The 15,788-nt window shown below is 59.6% G+C and carries 10 protein-coding genes and 1 pseudogene; 7 read left to right on the plus strand and 4 right to left on the minus strand.

Features of this window, described 5'->3' with window-relative positions; genetic code table 11:
* Both RBH10_RS11660 and RBH10_RS11665 read right to left on the minus strand, forming a co-directional pair.
* Window positions 1-2,384: pseudogene (locus RBH10_RS11660) on the minus strand (EAL domain-containing protein).
* A 304-nt stretch (window positions 2,385-2,688) separates the two neighbouring features.
* The gene (locus RBH10_RS11665; protein ID WP_045016674.1) at window positions 2,689-3,294 is read right to left on the minus strand and encodes a 50S ribosomal protein L25/general stress protein Ctc; all 606 of its coding nucleotides are present in this window, start codon (window positions 3,292-3,294) and stop codon (window positions 2,689-2,691) included.
* A gap of 306 nt (window positions 3,295-3,600) precedes the next feature.
* On the opposite strand from RBH10_RS11665, the gene RBH10_RS11670 reads away from it, so the two are divergent.
* The 3 genes from RBH10_RS11670 (at window position 3,601) to adh (ending at window position 8,444) form a co-directional block, all read left to right on the plus strand.
* On the plus strand, window positions 3,601-5,685 hold the full coding sequence (locus tag RBH10_RS11670; RefSeq protein WP_281037091.1) for a bifunctional diguanylate cyclase/phosphodiesterase: 2,085 nt from the start codon (window positions 3,601-3,603) through the stop codon (window positions 5,683-5,685).
* 108 nt (window positions 5,686-5,793) lie between these two features.
* Window positions 5,794-6,753: a helix-turn-helix domain-containing protein gene (locus RBH10_RS11675; RefSeq protein WP_281037391.1), complete on the plus strand. Its 960-nt coding sequence runs from the start codon at window positions 5,794-5,796 to the stop codon at window positions 6,751-6,753.
* 173 nt (window positions 6,754-6,926) lie between these two features.
* On the plus strand, window positions 6,927-8,444 hold the full coding sequence (gene adh, locus RBH10_RS11680; RefSeq protein ID WP_045016677.1) for an aldehyde dehydrogenase: 1,518 nt from the start codon (window positions 6,927-6,929) through the stop codon (window positions 8,442-8,444).
* Between the two features lie 146 nt (window positions 8,445-8,590).
* Here adh and RBH10_RS11685 read toward each other — a convergent pair whose 3' ends face one another.
* Complete coding sequence (locus RBH10_RS11685; protein WP_306180619.1) at window positions 8,591-10,858, minus strand: methyl-accepting chemotaxis protein; 2,268 nt, start codon at window positions 10,856-10,858, stop codon at window positions 8,591-8,593.
* A gap of 189 nt (window positions 10,859-11,047) precedes the next feature.
* On the opposite strand from RBH10_RS11685, the gene RBH10_RS11690 reads away from it, so the two are divergent.
* Genes RBH10_RS11690 through RBH10_RS11705 form a run of 4 tightly spaced genes read left to right on the plus strand, consistent with a single transcriptional unit; the run spans window position 11,048 to window position 14,516 of the window.
* A complete protein-coding gene (locus RBH10_RS11690) occupies window positions 11,048-11,887 on the plus strand; it encodes a glycosyltransferase family 2 protein (protein ID WP_045016680.1) in 840 nt (279 codons plus the stop codon).
* 20 nt (window positions 11,888-11,907) lie between these two features.
* Window positions 11,908-12,195 carry a lipid-A-disaccharide synthase N-terminal domain-containing protein gene (locus RBH10_RS11695; RefSeq protein ID WP_045016683.1) on the plus strand — a complete coding sequence of 96 codons (288 nt, stop codon included), beginning with the start codon at window positions 11,908-11,910 and terminating at the stop codon, window positions 12,193-12,195.
* Entirely contained in the window at window positions 12,170-13,678 is a 1,509-nt protein-coding gene (locus tag RBH10_RS11700; protein WP_281037089.1) for a glycosyltransferase family 39 protein, read from the plus strand. Before RBH10_RS11695 ends, RBH10_RS11700 begins: the two co-directional genes overlap by 26 nt.
* Window positions 13,668-14,516, plus strand: a complete 849-nt coding sequence (locus RBH10_RS11705; protein WP_281037088.1) for a phosphatase PAP2 family protein — start codon at window positions 13,668-13,670, stop codon at window positions 14,514-14,516. Before RBH10_RS11700 ends, RBH10_RS11705 begins: the two co-directional genes overlap by 11 nt.
* A gap of 311 nt (window positions 14,517-14,827) precedes the next feature.
* Here RBH10_RS11705 and RBH10_RS11710 read toward each other — a convergent pair whose 3' ends face one another.
* Window positions 14,828-15,760 (minus strand): ribose-phosphate pyrophosphokinase, encoded by a 933-nt coding sequence (locus tag RBH10_RS11710; protein WP_003513466.1) that lies wholly within the window; start codon window positions 15,758-15,760, stop codon window positions 14,828-14,830.
* Window positions 15,761-15,788 lie beyond the last annotated feature (28 nt).

The following is a 15,788-nucleotide window of genomic DNA, read 5'->3' on the forward strand; positions in this document are numbered from 1 at the left end:
TCACGCTTGTCGTACTGTTGCGCGGTCTGCGCCGTAGTCCGCGTTCAATGCGGCGATCAGCCCTTCGATGGGTTGTGGCCGTGCGAAATAATAGCCCTGTCCATAATCCGCGCCGATCATTGTCAGAAGCTCCTTCTGCTCTTCCGTCTCGACGCCCTCGGCGATGACGGCGCAATTCATCTTGTGCGAGATGGCTGCAATGCCCTCGACCAGCATGCGGCTGCGTTGTCGTATTTCCACCGTGTCGTCGCAGATCGAGCGGGTGAAGGACTGGTCGATCTTGACGATATCGACCGGAAAACGGCTGAGATAGCTCAGCGAAGAATAACCCGTTCCGAAATCATCCAGTGCGATGCGGCAGCCAAGCTGGTGAATGGCATTGAGGATCGCCCGGATTTGCGGATCGTCCTTCATGATGACGGCTTCGGTTATCTCGATGACTAGCCGTTTGGGAAGAATGCCGTGCCGGTGCAGGACGCCGGCGATACGTGTCGGCAATCCCGGTTCGAACTGCAGCGGCGAAAAATTCACCGCCACATAGGATTGCTCCATGCCCGGCAGACGTGAAAGCCTGGCGAGATTGGCGATCGATTGATCGAGGATGAGATTGCCGATGCGATGGATGGTGCCGTTTTCTTCCGCAAGGCTGATGATGGTTGCGGGGGAAGTAAACCCTTTTCCGGGTGGTTGAGACGCAACAGCGCCTCGAAACCCGCCGTCTGGCCGGTTGCAAGATCCTGGATCGGCTGGAAATAAGCCTCGAACCAGTTTTCGGAAAGCGCCTGCGCGATATCCCGCTCCAGCTCGGCATGTTCGCGGGCGCGGTCCATGATCGAGCTGTCGAAGATCTGCGAGCCATTCTTGCCCGTTCTTTTGCGGGTATACATGGCCATGTCGGCATTCTGCAAAAGTTCAGAGGCGCTGGAGGCATGCAGCGGGTAGATCGCCATGCCGATGCTGGCGCTGAGGCGGATGCTGTTGCCTTCGATCTCGAAGGGTGTGTCCAGCATCGAGCAAATCCGTTCGCAGAACAGCAGGGCGCGTTCTTCCACCTTGTCGCCGGCCAGCAGAATGGCGAACTCGTCGCCACCCAGGCGCGATGCGCTGTCCAGCGGCGTCAGCAGGGGTTCGATTTTCAGCGTGAATTCCCGCAGAACCGCATCGCCCGCCGCGTGGCCGAGATTGTCGTTGATGGCCTTGAACCGGTCGAGGTCGATGAACAGGCAGGCCAGTTCACTGCCGTTCCGGTCGGCATCGCGGATCTGCACGTCGAGAATGGCCTCGAAACCCTGACGGTTAAAGAGGCCAGTCAGATGGTCGGAAATGGCCTGCTGGCGGTTGCGTTTTTCCGACTGGCGCAGTTCGGTCACGTCAGTCATGACGCAAAGATATGTGCCCTGATGTGCGTTGCCGGAATCGAGGGCTTTTTCAAGGATGAGGGCGTCCATAACGCTGCCATCCATGCAATGAAAGCGCACGGTGATGCCCGCATGTGCTGCGTCCGGCGATTGCTGTGCCACCTTGCGCTGCTGGAACATCGACCGGTCATCCGGGTGGATGAGATCGGCGAAGTTCAGGCCGAGTATTCTGGCGCGATCGTAACCGGTCGCCTGCACCCAATAGTCGCTGACCGCGGCAATCCGGTCGTATCTGTCGAGCGAGAACAGCATGGCGGGCGTGCGGTTATAGATTTCCGTCTTCCGCTCATGGGCGTGCTTGATTTCCAGCTCTTCCTTTTCAAGCTGGGTCTGCATTTCGTTGAAGCTTTTCGCCAGTCTGCCGATCTCGTCCTTCGACCGCCAGTCGACGTGGTGGCGAGAGCCGACGCGACGCGTCGCCTCTATCGCGGCCGCCAGCCGCATCAGCGGGCGGATGACCATGAAGCGGTTGCCGGCGATGGCCGCAAGAACGGTGGTTAGAACGGCAAGGATGAAAATCGTGATGAATGCCAGCTCGGTCCGGCTAAGGGAGGTCAGAAGGCCGACATCGTCGTAATAGACCGTCAATTGCCCGACGGTGACGACACCGTTCGTGGTCTTGTAGGTCACTTCGCGCGTTGTCGAGGCCGCATCCTGAACGAAGTCGCTGCCGGCCGTCTGGATGATATCGAGTTGGCCGGAGGTATCCTTGACCTCGACCATGCGGATCACGGGGTCGGAAACGAGGGTTCCGGTAATCTGGTTTATGGTGTCGTCGTCGAGATCCCACAGGGGCCGGGCAAGCGCCTGCGCATTCGTCGACAGCAGAATCTCAAGGTGATTGCGCTGGCTACGGATAGCCTCGTGATAGGAGAGCGTCAGCAAAAGCGTGAAAAGCGGGGCGACCACTGTAAGAAGTGCACCGGAAACAATCGCGATAAAGCGACTTTCGACGGAATGAGCCATGTTCGATTGCAGTACCCTCTACCCCAGAATGACTGCGTCCCGTTTCCGCCCGTCCGGAGAGACATCCGTGAGGTTTCGGCAAAGGCCTTGTGTCCCCACTGTATTTCTTCAACCCGCCCGGTGTTTTCACGATAACGCAATGGGCATCGTTTCATGGAATTGTTAATTGACGCTGAAACGGGGGCCGCCTCCTGCGTGCGGCGGAAGGTTTCTGTTTTTAAAGTTCATAAAAACTAAAAGGCCCGTTCCGAAAGCGGAACGGGCCTTAAAGCTCAAATCGGCTTGGCCTTGCGGCCGTCGATTATTATGCGGAAGCTTCGTCGGTTGCTTCTTCAGCAATGCCGCCAGCCGGAGCAACGATCGTTGCGATCGTGAAGTCACGGTCGGCGATCACAGGCGTGATGTTCTTCGGCAGCTTCACATTCGAAATGTGAACGTTGTCGCCGATCTTCAGACCGGAAAGATCAACCGTGATGAATTCCGGAATGTCGTTGGCCGGGCAGTGGAATTCCACCGAGTGGCGAACGATGTTCAGAACGCCGCCGATCTTGATGTCCGACTTTTCTTCGTTGACGAAGTGAACCGGAACTTCAACGTTGACGAGCGTGTTGCCCGTAACGCGCAGGAAGTCGACGTGCATCGTGAAGTCGCGGACCGGATCAAGCTGGTAGTCCTTCGGCAGGACCTTGATCTTCTGGCCGTCGACGTCGATGACCGCAACAGTCGTCATGAAGCCGCCAGCGTGGATACGCTTGGTTACTTCGTTGGTCGACAGAGCGATGGAAATGGGGGCCTGCTTGTCACCATAGATGACAGCGGGAATCAAACCGTTGCGGCGAAGTTCACGAGAGGACCCCTTACCAACTCGTTCGCGCGCCTCGGCCTTGAGCTCATACGATTCTTTGCTCATGGCAATTCCTTTCGAGGTTATATGGAGAGTTCATGCCGAACAGAGCGGCCTGAACTGGAGAGGCGCTCACGCCATCTCGCCCGCGTTGCCTCCAAGGGTGTCTACACGGGTGCGGGCGCTATAATACAAACGGAAGATAAAGACAAGAGCGGCGAGTTTTTCACGGAAGTTGCGCGATGATTTTATTAGCTCGGTCTAATTCACTCGTGCGTTGCAACTTTTAATATATGCTTATCCATTCATATAAACCCACTGCAAACCTGGCAAATGATAAGGCTGCCCGGAATTCCAATTGTGTAGATGATAATGTTTAAAGTTCTCCAGTGCCTCACCGTCGATCATGACTTCCGATACACCATAGCAGCGGTCTTTGTCTGCATGCTCGGAAGCTTCGTCACGATGCGTCTTTTTTCGAGGGCGCGTTTGGCGACGGGATGGCAAAAGGTCAACTGGCTTTTCCTGGCCGGCGTCAATGGCGGGGCGGCGATATGGACCACCCATTTCGTGGCGATGCTGGGTTATGTCGCCGCAGGCGATGTGGGTTATGATCCCTATCTGACCGGGCTTTCGCTTCTGATCGCCATTACCACGACGACCGCCGGCTTTGCCATTTCCGCCTATGGCGGACGCACCGCGCTGGTGGAAGCGGGCGGGGCGACGGTCGGTCTCGGCATTGCGGCCATGCATTATACCGGCATGGCTGCGTATCAGATTCAGGGCATGCTTTTCTGGAACCAGACCTATGTCATCGCCTCGCTGGTGCTGGGGGCAGTGTTCGGCGCCATCGCGGTCAATCGGATTGCGCGTCCCATCAACCGGTTCTGCCAATATAGTGCGGTGGCGTTTCTCATTCTGGCCATTGCGTCCATGCATTATACCGGCATGGCCTCGATGGTGTTCGAGTTCGATCCGCGCATCGTCATTTCGGAAAACCTGCTGCCGCCGGCCATCATGGGTGGTGGCGCGATTGCGGTGACGCTTCTCCTTTTGGCGCTCGGACTTTCCACCTATGTCATCGATGCCCAGTCCACCCAGCAGGCGGTTGCCCGCTATCGTCATCTTTCGCTGCACGATCCGTTGACGGGCATCCCGAACCGGGCGGCATTTATCGAGCATCTCAACCGCCGCACGCGCCATCTTTCCATGGGTGCGCATACGGCGCTTCTGTCCATCGATCTCAACCGTTTCAAGGAAATCAACGACGTTCACGGCCATGCGGCGGGCGATGCCGTGCTGCGCGCCATTGCCGACCGGGCGAGTTCCGTTCTGAAAGCCGGGGAGTTTCTGGCGCGCATGGGTGGCGATGAATTCGTGGCGATGACCCATTCCTATTATACCCGTGCCGATGGCGCGGAATTCGCCCAGCGATTGATCGAGCAGATCAGCAAGCCGGTCGAATGGAACGGGCAGATATTTTCGGTTGGCGCGAGTGTGGGCATATCGGTGCGCAATACCAGCGCCGTCGACGCCGATACGCTGATGGCGCAGGCCGATGTCGCCATGTACCGGGCAAAAAGCGGGACCTCGGACACGATCTGCTTTTACGACAAATCCATGGATGAAGCCGCGCGCGAGCGCAACGCGCTTGCCATCGCCATGCGCAGCGGCCTCGCCAACAACGAGTTCGAGCTTTATTACCAGCAGCAGAACGATACCAGAAGCGGCAGCATTGTCGGTTTCGAGGCGCTGTTGCGCTGGAAACATCCCGAGCGCGGCATGGTCTCTCCGGCCGAATTCATTCCGATCGCCGAACAGACCGGCTTCATCGTCGAACTGGGCGAATGGGTTCTGCGGGAAGCCTGCGCGCAGGCCGCTCTCTGGAAAAAATCACTTTCCATCGCCGTGAATGTCGCGCCGCAGCAGCTTGCGGACAATGATTTCCCGGACAAGGTTGAGAGAATTCTTCGGGAGACGGCGCTTGCGCCGGAACGGCTCGAGCTGGAAATCACCGAAGGCAGCATCATCGCCGACCACCGCCATGCGCTCACCACGATCCGCAAACTCAAGGCGCTCGGCGTCAAGATCGCCATGGACGACTACGGCACGGGCTATTCCTCGCTGTCGACCCTGCAGAGCTTTCCCTTCGACAAGATCAAGATCGACCGGGCCTTCATCGATGGCCTGTCGACCAATGTGCAGTCGGAGGCGATCGTTCGCTCGACGCTTATCCTCGCGCACAGCCTCAATATTCCGGTGCTTGCGGAAGGTGTGGAGACCAAGGCCCATATCGAATTCCTGCGCCGTGAAGGTTGCCTGCAGGTGCAGGGCTTCTTCTTCGGCAGGCCCGGTCCTCTAACTTCCATCGCCAGTCTTGTCGACGATACGTTCCTCTCACCCGAGGACGAGCCGGAAGTTGCCACCACCGGCCAGCGCTATTTCAAGGCGGTCTGATATTCAGGCGCAGCCCGCGGTTGCGCCTGACAATGCCGGTCGCGAAGTTTTTAGTTGAAACACGGACGCTTCCAGCGCACCATCGCCGAAAAGCTTTGGGAGGAGCGTATGCCGACAGACATCGCCCATGCGGACCGCGTGTATGAAACCGCGCGCCAACGTTCCGCAGCCGCAAGTTCTCCGATTGTCGCCTCGTGGCGCCGTTGCATGGTCAAGCACCGTCTTGCACCGGAGGAAAACCGCAAACCGATCTTCCTCAGCGATTTCGAATTTCGTCGCGCCCGCGAAAGTGCGGCTGGCCTGATCGCCGAAAGCACGGATGAACTCGACCGTATTTTTCACAGTGTCGGCAAGTCCGGCTGCTGCCTGCTTTTGACCGACGCGCAGGGCGTTGCGCTGGAGCGCCGGGGTGCAGCGGCTGACGACCGCGAGTTTCGGGCTCTCGGCCTCTGGTCCGGGGCCGTTTGGAGCGAGGCGAGTGTTGGAACCAACGGCATCGGTACGGCGCTTGTCGATGAGCGTTCGGTGGTGGTCTATCGCGACCAGCATTTTTTTACATCGAACACCGAACTCTGCTGCACCACGGCACCCATTCGCGACCACACCGGCCGGGTGACGGGCGCTCTCGATATTTCCACCTGCCGCGACGATATCAACGAGATGACTTTCTCTTTCGTCACGCAGGCGGTGAGGGATGCGGCACAGCGCATCGAGGGCAATCTTTTCCGCCGGGCCTTTCCCGGCGCGCGCATCGTCGTCGTGCCGACCGGTTTTGGCGCTGCTCTTTCGCTGCTGGCCGTGGATCAGGACGATCTCGTTCTGGGGGCGACACGCGCGGCGCGGATTGCGTTGAAGCTCGACGACAATTCAATCGCGCAGGGGCTGCCCGCCGCCGATATTCTGCAGGAGCAGCGTCATGATGGCGGCTCCGATCTTGCGGAAGCGGAACGCTCCGCACTGCGCCGGGTTCTGTCGCGCACCAACGGCAACGTCACGCAGGCCGCGTCCCTGCTCGGCATCAGCCGCGCCACGCTTCACCGCAAAATGAAGAAACTCGCGGTGCATTGAGGCGACCCGAAATGATATCCGGGCAATTTGGCCGGATCGGCGCGGGTTTGTCGCAGATGTGAGACAATGTGCGATGCGGAACCACGCCGTGCCACTACCCCCCGCCACTATCTAGGCCCACCTTCCTCCCATGCGGTCCGTTGCGGATCGTTTTCATCAGGGAGGATGAAATCATGAATATTCAGGTTCAGCAGAAAGCCGGCGAAGCGCCCTTCAAGCTGAAATACGGCAACTTCATCGGCGGCAAATGGGTGGAGCCGAAATCCGGCCGCTACATGGATAATCTGTCGCCGGTAACGGGCCACAAGATTTGCGAGGTTCCGCGCTCCGATGCGGCCGATATCGAACTCGCACTGGATGCCGCCCACAAGGCAAGGGAGAAATGGGGCAAGACGAGCGTTACCGAACGTTCCAACATCCTGCTCAAGATCGCCCAGCGCATCGAGGACAATCTCGATCTCATTGCGCGGGCCGAAACATGGGATAACGGCAAGCCGCTGCGCGAGACGACCAATGCGGATATTCCGCTGACGATCGACCACTTCCGTTATTTCGCGGGCTGCATCCGCGCACAGGAAGGCACGATCGGCGAAATCGACAACGACACGGTCGCCTATCATTTCCATGAACCGCTCGGTGTCGTCGGTCAGATCATTCCGTGGAACTTCCCGATCCTGATGGCGGCATGGAAACTCGCGCCGGCACTCGCCGCCGGCAATTGCGTGGTGCTGAAGCCCGCCGAACAGACACCTGCCTCCATTCTGGTGGTGATGGAGCTTATTGAAGACCTCCTGCCGCCCGGCGTCCTCAACATCGTCAACGGCACAGGCGTCGAAGCGGGCAAGCCGCTGGCGCAGAGCAAGCGCATCGCCAAGATCGCCTTTACCGGCTCCACCCCGGTCGGCAAGGAAATCATGCGTTATGCGGCTGACAACGTCACCAACATCACGCTGGAACTGGGCGGCAAGTCGCCGAACATCTTCTTCGCCGATGTGATGAACGAAGATGACGCCTTCCTCGACAAGGCGCTCGAAGGTTTCGCCTTCTTCGCGCTCAACCAGGGCGAAGTCTGCACATGCCCCTCGCGTGCGCTGGTCCATGAATCGATCTATGACCGCTTCATGGAAAAGGCGATCAAGCGCGTTCAGGCCATCAGCCAGGACGATCCGCTCAATCCGTCGACCATGCTGGGCGCACAGGCCTCGCAGGAACAGTTCGACAAGATCATGCGCTATCTGGACATCGGCAAGAAGGAAGGCGCCAAGGTGCTGACCGGCGGTGACCGCAAGACGCTCACGGGCGATCTGAAGGACGGTTATTACATTCAGCCGACGGTCTTTGAAGGCAACAACAAGATGCGGATTTTCCAGGAGGAAATCTTCGGTCCTGTCGTTTCCGTCACCACCTTCAAGACGGTGGAAGAAGCGCTCGAAATCGCCAACGACACGGTTTACGGTCTGGGTGCAGGTGTGTGGAGCCGCGATACCAATGTCGCCTACCGGGCGGGCAGGGGTATCGAAGCGGGTCGCGTGTGGACCAATTGCTACCACGTCTATCCGGCGGGTGCGGCCTTTGGCGGTTACAAGCAGTCGGGCATTGGTCGCGAGACCCACAAGATGATGCTCGATCATTACCAGCAAACCAAGAACCTGCTCGTATCCTACAGCCCGAACAAGGTCGGCTTCTTCTGAGATCCTCCCCGGAAGCCGGCGGCGGATCGTCATGATCGCAAGCCGCCGGTGTGCTCCCAGGGGCTTCGGCTCCTGGGAGCCCGGATCAGGTTTTCAGGCAAAATAAAAGGCCGGAGGTTTTGCCTCCGGCCTTTTTTTGTTGTGGCTTACGCCGCGTAGCGCTGTTCGCGGTGCCTGATGGCACCGACGGAGAATTGGCCTACCTGTTCGGTCAGGCCATCCGCCTCGCTTGCCAGCGAGAATGCAGCGGCCGTCGTTTCCTCTACCATTGCCGCGTTCTGCTGGGTCACATGGTCGAGTTCGTTGACGGAGGCGTTGATTTCACCGAGGCGGCCGGATTGTTCGCGCGATGCGGTGGCGATTGCACCGATCTGGTCGTTGACGGACTGGATGCGTTTCTGGATTTGCTCCAGGCTTTCGCCGGTCTTCAGCACCAGCGCCACACCGCTTTCCACATCGCCCGCAGAGGTGGCGATCAGCGTCGTGATGTCACGCGCAGCCGCCGCCGATTTCTGGGCGAGTTCACGCACTTCCTGCGCCACGACCGCAAAGCCCTTTCCGGCTTCGCCGGCACGCGCCGCCTCGACGCCGGCATTCAGCGCGAGAAGATTGGTCTGGAAGGCGATCTGGTCGATGACGTCGATGATCTGGCGGATCTTGGACGACGAAGTCTCGATGCGCTCCATCGCGACGATAGCTTCCTTGACGACAACAGTGGATTTATGGGCGTCCTGCATGGTTTCCGCCGTCGTTCCGACCGCAACGTCGCAGCGCGAGAGCGAGATATTGACGGCCTGCGTCATGTCGCCAAGTGCTGCTGCGGCCTCTTCAAGAGCTGCTGCCTGACGTTCCGTGCGCCGCGACAGGTCTTCCGATGCGCTTTTCAGCTCGCCGGAACCGGAGCGGATGGCATTGGCGCTTTCGCCGATATTGGAGATCGTCGCATCCAGCCCCGCTATGGAGTTGTTGAAGTCGATGCGCAGATGATCGAGCGACGGCACGAAGGATTTTTCGATGCGAAGATCGAGCCTGCCTGCCGCAAGGTTGGCAAGACCGGTCGCAAGCGCGTCGACGGCTTCTTCCAGCTCCTTGGCGCTTCTTGCCTTTTCCATTTCGCGCTGGGCGCGTTCTTCGTCCAGTTCCTCGCTCTTGCGATGGGACTCAGTCTCCATGCGCTGCTTGTCCAGAATGCCCTGACGGAAGGATTCCAGTGCGCGCGCCATGGTGCCGATCTCGTCGCCACGGGAAACGGCCTTGATCTCTATATTATTGTCGCCGCCGTTCAGGCGCTCCATCAACCCGGCAAGGCCGGTCAGCGGCTTGGTCAGGCTGGCGGAAACGAAAATGCCGACCAGCGTCATGACCGCGAGAACCGCAAGTGTGGCAAGCGTTGCCCAGAAAGCGAGATCGTTGGCGGCTGCGAGAACCTTGCTCTCCTGCTGGCCGATGGCCAGAAGATGCTTCTGTCCGAAGACGGAGACCGGGCGATAGGCATAAAAGATGCTGCCCGCAGGTGTCTTCGCCATGACCGTTCCGGCTTCGCTGGCGCCCGAAAGGGCCGTGAGGCTTTCGGAAACGGCGGCGTCCGCACCGCCCGAGAGCACGCCCGCCCGAAGTTTGCCTTCGGCGCTCAGAAGAACGGCGTCGTCGATGGACTTGCCGGTTTCCTCGGGCGTGACCACCGCGCCGATGCGGTCGGCGGAAATGCGCATGATGACGGCGCCCTTGCGCTGGAGCTGGCCCCAGTTGGAGACCGCAAGCGGCATGCCGATCAGGGCTGCCTCATCGGCCCCGCCGTGGCTAAACCCGGTGGTGCTGACGACACCATCCTTGCCGGCCTCGATGCGGTCGAACAGTTCCTTGATCGCGCTATTCTGCGGTTCCGTCACGTTGGTCAGGAAGTTCTTGCCCTTGGTCACGGAATAGATAATGAGGCCCGTCTTGTCGATGACGTAGATGTCGCTGACCCGGGTGTTGCGCCAGACGCTGGCAATAGCCGCGTTGATGGTGGCGTGACGGATGGCATAGAGCAGCCGCAATCCTTCACCGTTGAAGGAGGCGCGCTCCTCTTCGGATACGCCCTCGCGGCGGAAAGCCTGGATAATCGCATCCTTTTCCGTCGGCACGACAGTGGTCATGGTTTCCAGCGCCTGAGCGATCGCAGCGTTCTGCGACAGCTCGGAGATGCTTTGTTCGACACGCAGCGTATAGGCATCAAGCTGCTTGGACTGGTTTCCCGCAACCGTCTCGAGCCTGATCTTGCTGGCGTCGATCAGGCCTGATTTGCCCATCTCGTAGGACAGCAGTCCCACGGCGAGGCACGAAACCAGCGTCGCGCCCGTGACGAGCGCTGCGAATTTGGCCTTTATTGACAATGATTTAGCTTTGACAGCAGTCGGATTTGCACCCGGCATCCTGTTTCCTCCCCCCAAAAGAACGTTGCCGTACCGTCGCAACAATTGTTTACGGTCGCGTTAAGGGGGGTGGGAATTGTATGATTATTTCCCGCATGCCGCGAAAAAATCGCGGCCTTCGCCGGCGCATGCACCGTAATAAAACTGCAATAGTACGGGCGCATACCGAGCCAAGTTCAACGGCTGTTCATATTCATGCAAGCTTTTCGCGCTCCTGCTCTTGCCACTATCGACGATGTTTGCGGAACACCCGCGGATGGATATGACGGAGCCCCTTTGAGATCGATCCCGGATTTCGCCGTTATCGTGCCTATGCATAATGAAGAAGCGAGCGTTGAAACGCTCGTGGCTGAGATTGTTGCTGCCTGCCAGCCGGTCGGTCCGTTCGAGATTATCGTCGTGGACGACGCATCATCCGACCGCACGGCGGATGTGGCGCTTTCGCTTGCCGGGCGTTATCCCATGCTGCGGCTGGTACGGCACGACCGTCAGGGCGGGCAATCGGCGGCGATTCACAGCGGCGTGCAGGCGGCGCGCGCGCCAGTCATCTGTATGCTTGACGGCGATGGCCAGAACCCGCCGGACAATCTGCCGGCACTCCTTGCACCGCTTCTGGCTTCCGACGCTCCGAGCCGGCTTGCACTTGTGGCCGGCCAGCGCGTCGGCCGGCGTGATACGCTCGGAAAACGTCTTTCCTCCCGCTTCGCCAATGGGCTGAGGGCGCGGATATTGAAGGACGGCACGCGCGATACCGGCTGCGGCCTCAAGGCTTTCCGCCGCGATGCCTATCTCGCCTTGCCCTATTTCGATCACCACCACCGCTATTTTCCCGCGCTGTTCAATCGCGACGGCTGGCAGGTCGCCCATGTCGACGTCACGCACCGCGCGCGCCTGCATGGCAATTCTCATTACACCAATATCGGCCGTGCGCTTGTCGGCATCCACGATCTGATCGGCGTCGCCTGGTTGCTGCGTCGGCGCAAGCGGGCAAGTTGGGCCGAAACCTTCAAAACGGAGACATCGCCGTGAATGCACCGGCTTTATGGTCCATGCTGCATGTGAGCAGCTGGAAGGAATTTCTCTGGGTCTGCACCGGCTTCATGGGCCAGATGCTGTTCACCATGCGTTTTCTGGTTCAATGGATTTCGTCGGAACGGGCGAACCGTTCGGTCATTCCGGTGGCCTTCTGGTATTTCTCCATCTTCGGCGGCCTCGTGCTGCTGTTATACGCGATCTGGCGTCGCGATCCGGTTTTCATTCTCGGGCAGGCGTCCGGCCTCTTCATTTATGCCAGGAATCTCTGGTTGATTCATGCAGAACGCCGCCAGCATGCATGAGAGTGCGGCATTGCCATATGCGCAGGCGAGTGAACAGCGCCAGTGGATGACGCTTGCACTCGCGGCAATCGTGCTCGTTACGGTGCTGCGCGTCCTTGGACTTGCCTTCAACCGCACCGATCTTTTCGTCGATGAGGCGCAATATTGGCTGTGGGGCCGGGAGATGGCGTTCGGCGCCTATTCCAAGCCGCCGCTGATCGGCTGGATCATTCGCGCGGCTACCATTCTGAGCGGTGGTGAGAGCACCTTCGAGGTGCGGCTGGCCGCGCCGGTAATCCATGGCATCGCGGCCGCGGCGATCCTTGCGCTGGGTCGCATGATCTACGACGCGAAGCTCGCCTCGCTGGCCGCCGTTGTCTATCTGACGTTGCCCGCCGTGACGCTCGGCAGCCTGCTGATCTCGACCGATACGCCAATGATGCTGTTCATCGTGCTGTCGACGATCTGCGTACGCAAGCTCGCGGAAGCACGCGCCGCCGGCACGTCTGCGACGCTCTGGAGCATCGCGCTCGGTCTCAGCTTCGGCCTCGGGCTGATGTCGAAATATGCGATGATCTATTTTCTGCCCTGCTTCATCGCTGCCGGATGGCTGTGTGTGGGCTGGCGCATCCGTTGGCGTGATGCCGGTATCGCTGTTCTTGTCTGCGCCGCCGTCATCGCTCCCAATCTGTGGTGGAATGCCGCGCATGATTTCATGACCGCGCGCCACACGGCGGACAATGCGAACTGGCATGGCGTTAAGCTGAAAATCGGTCCGGCGCTCGAGTTCTTCTTCTCGCAGGCGGGAGTTGTCGGGCCGTTCGTCTTCATCGGCATGATCGTTGCGACGTTCAGGGCGAAAAATGCTGAAACCCGGGCGCTGATCGTCCTGTCTGTACCGATCGTGCTTCTGATCACCGCGCAGGGGCTGATGTCGCGGGCGCTGGCCAACTGGGCGGTCGGGGCCTATGCGGCGGGCGTGCTTCTGGCGGTGCCGGTTCTGGCATCCCGGCGCTGGCTCACCGTTTCCACCCTCGTGCTTGGCGGCATCGTCGCCATCGCGCTGCCGTTGATGACGATTGCCGGAACGGAATTGCGCCTGCCGAACGGCGAATTGGCGATGAAACGTTATCTCGGCAGCTCGGAGCTGGTTTCGACCGCCCTGTCACGGGCGCGCGAGGCGGGGGCGGATGCAATTGTCGCTGCCGATCGCTCTATTCTGGCCGAGCTTTTTTATCAGCTGCGTGACGAAAAGCAGGTATTGCGGCGTGCGCTGCCTGAAACCGGCGCTCCTTCCAGCCACTACGCGCTTCTTTACCCGCTGAAGGCCGGAGAAGCGGCCAATCCCGTGTATCTCGCGAGGTCGGACAGCCTGCCGGGCTGTCTCAACGGCGAGGCGCCGCTCTCGACCTGGGTTGGCGGGCCGGGCTCCTTCGAAGGCCAGACAATTGGTCTCTGGCGGCTGCCGCCGCAATGCATCCCGGAGGCTGCCGATGGACGATGATCTTTCGCATATGCGGATCACGCTCTGGGTGACATTCGCCACATTGGCGCTTGTGATCCTGTTTGCGACCTTCCCATCCATCGACCTCAGGTTTTCCTCCCTGTTCTTCTCTCCCGATGGGGGCCTGTGGTCCGGCCGTGAGCCGCTTCCCGAATGGTTCCGCGACACGTTGCGCGAGCTGACGGAACTGGCCGCTCTTCTGGCTTTCATCGTTCTGGTCGGCAACATCCGGCTGGGCGCATTGCAGCGCACCGGCTGGCGCGTCTGGGCCTTCCTTTGCGGACCTGTGGTTCTCTGCGCCGGGCTTCTGGTAAACGGGGTGCTGAAGGCCAATATCGGTCGCGCCCGGCCGTTCAGCGTCAGCGATTTCGGTGGACAGCAGCTTTTCACGCCGCCTTTCCAGTTCAGCACACAATGTCATTCGAACTGTTCGTTTTCCTCCGGGGAAACGGCGCTCATAGCTTGTTTTTTCCTGCCGCTCTGCGCGCTTGTCTGGCACCGCCTGCAATGGGTCGGGCGTCTTTTCGTGGGCGGGACTGCTGCCGGAGCGATCATCCTCATGTCCGGTCTGCGAATTGCCGCTGGCGGGCATTTCCTGAGCGATGTGGTGATGTCCGTCCTGTTTTCCGCCCTGACGACTTTGTTTCTTTACCGGGCGCTGGCGATTGCCCGTCACCGTCATCTGTTTACGGGCGATGCCGTCATGGCCGATACAGTCAGCCTGTGGCGCAATGGCAGCCATGCCGTTCGCGCCCGCGTTCGGCGCTGGTGGCCGAAAATCAAGGCCGCCGCCACACGCCTGCAACGACCGCCGGATGCGGGTACGGCGTCTTCCTGAGCAGCGGTTAAGCGCATTGCGGCTGCTGCGGCCCTATATGGCTAGAAGTTGATGGCGAACGTTGCGGATTATCTCGACGTCATCCTTGGGCCTGTCCCAAGGATCTAAATACGCCGATAAAATCAATGCGTTGCAGATCCTCGGGACAGGCCCGAGGATGACGGAAGAGTGGTTTTCGGATTTTGCCGTCATCAGGCATCTGCATTCAGCGGACGCGATTTAAAAATGTGCCTCCGTCTGCCCGGTTTGCACATTTCTCTCTTCCACGATCGATCCCTGTTCCCGGTCGGATAAACGGGACCGGGAGCGTATCAGTCGAACAGGCCGGAAACCGACTGTTCCTGTGCAGTGCGATTGATCGCTTCGCCAAGGAGGCCCGCAGTGCTGATCACGCGGATATTGTGCGCGGACTGGACGCTGGTGGTCGGCTGGATGCTGTCGGTGATGACGAGTTCGCGCAGCTTCGAGGAGGCCACGCGGGCAACCGCGCCGCCGGACAGCACGCCGTGCGTGATATAGGCGGTGACGCTGGTAGCGCCCTTTTTCAGCAGTGCTTCGGCCGCATTACAGAGCGTGCCACCGGAGTCGATGATATCATCGATCAGGATGCAATCTTTTCCGGAAACGTCACCGATGACGTTCATGACTTCGGATTCGCCCGGACGGTCACGGCGTTTGTCGACGATTGCCAGCAGACAGTCCAGACGCTTCGACAGGGCACGGGCGCGAACCACACCGCCGACATCAGGCGAAACGACCATGACGTTGTTGGTGTCGTAATGGTCCTTGATATCGCGGGCCAGAATGGGGGCTGCGAAGAGATTGTCGGTCGGGATGTCGAAAAAGCCCTGGATCTGGCCGGCGTGAAGATCGAGCGTCAGAACGCGGTCAGCGCCGGCTTCGGTAATCAGATTGGCGACGAGCTTGGCGGAAATCGGTGTGCGGGGGCCGGCTTTGCGATCCTGGCGGGCGTAACCAAAATAGGGGAGCACTGCCGTGATGCGCTTTGCCGAGGAGCGGCGCATGGCATCGATCATGATGAGCAGTTCCATCAGATGATCATTTGCCGGAAACGATGTGGACTGGACGAGAAAAACGTCCTCACCGCGCACGTTTTCACTGATTTCTACGAAAATTTCCTGGTCAGCAAACCGCTTTACGGTGGCATTTCCCAAGGGAACGTTGAGATACTTGCAGATCGCTTCGGCAAGGTGCCGGTTCGAATTGCCTGCGAAAACCTTCATTGCGCCCGCCTGTTTCCATGCAATCGCC

Source organism: Rhizobium sp. AN73 (assembly GCF_030757975.1).
Lineage (GTDB): Bacteria > Pseudomonadota > Alphaproteobacteria > Rhizobiales > Rhizobiaceae > Agrobacterium > Agrobacterium arsenijevicii.

What these genes read in the sequence shown, in the direction of transcription:
- RBH10_RS11665 (WP_045016674.1), bottom strand. Translation starts at nt 3,294, where the DNA reads ATGAGCAAAGAATCGTATGAGCTCAAGGCCGAGGCGCGCGAACGAGTT.
- RBH10_RS11670 (WP_281037091.1), top strand. Translation starts at nt 3,601, where the DNA reads ATGTTTAAAGTTCTCCAGTGCCTCACCGTCGATCATGACTTCCGATAC.
- RBH10_RS11675 (WP_281037391.1), top strand. Translation starts at nt 5,794, where the DNA reads ATGCCGACAGACATCGCCCATGCGGACCGCGTGTATGAAACCGCGCGC.
- adh (WP_045016677.1), top strand. Translation starts at nt 6,927, where the DNA reads ATGAATATTCAGGTTCAGCAGAAAGCCGGCGAAGCGCCCTTCAAGCTG.
- RBH10_RS11685 (WP_306180619.1), bottom strand. Translation starts at nt 10,858, where the DNA reads ATGCCGGGTGCAAATCCGACTGCTGTCAAAGCTAAATCATTGTCAATA.
- RBH10_RS11695 (WP_045016683.1), top strand. Translation starts at nt 11,908, where the DNA reads ATGCTGCATGTGAGCAGCTGGAAGGAATTTCTCTGGGTCTGCACCGGC.
- RBH10_RS11700 (WP_281037089.1), top strand. Translation starts at nt 12,170, where the DNA reads ATGCAGAACGCCGCCAGCATGCATGAGAGTGCGGCATTGCCATATGCG.
- RBH10_RS11705 (WP_281037088.1), top strand. Translation starts at nt 13,668, where the DNA reads ATGGACGATGATCTTTCGCATATGCGGATCACGCTCTGGGTGACATTC.
- RBH10_RS11710 (WP_003513466.1), bottom strand. Translation starts at nt 15,760, where the DNA reads ATGAAGGTTTTCGCAGGCAATTCGAACCGGCACCTTGCCGAAGCGATC.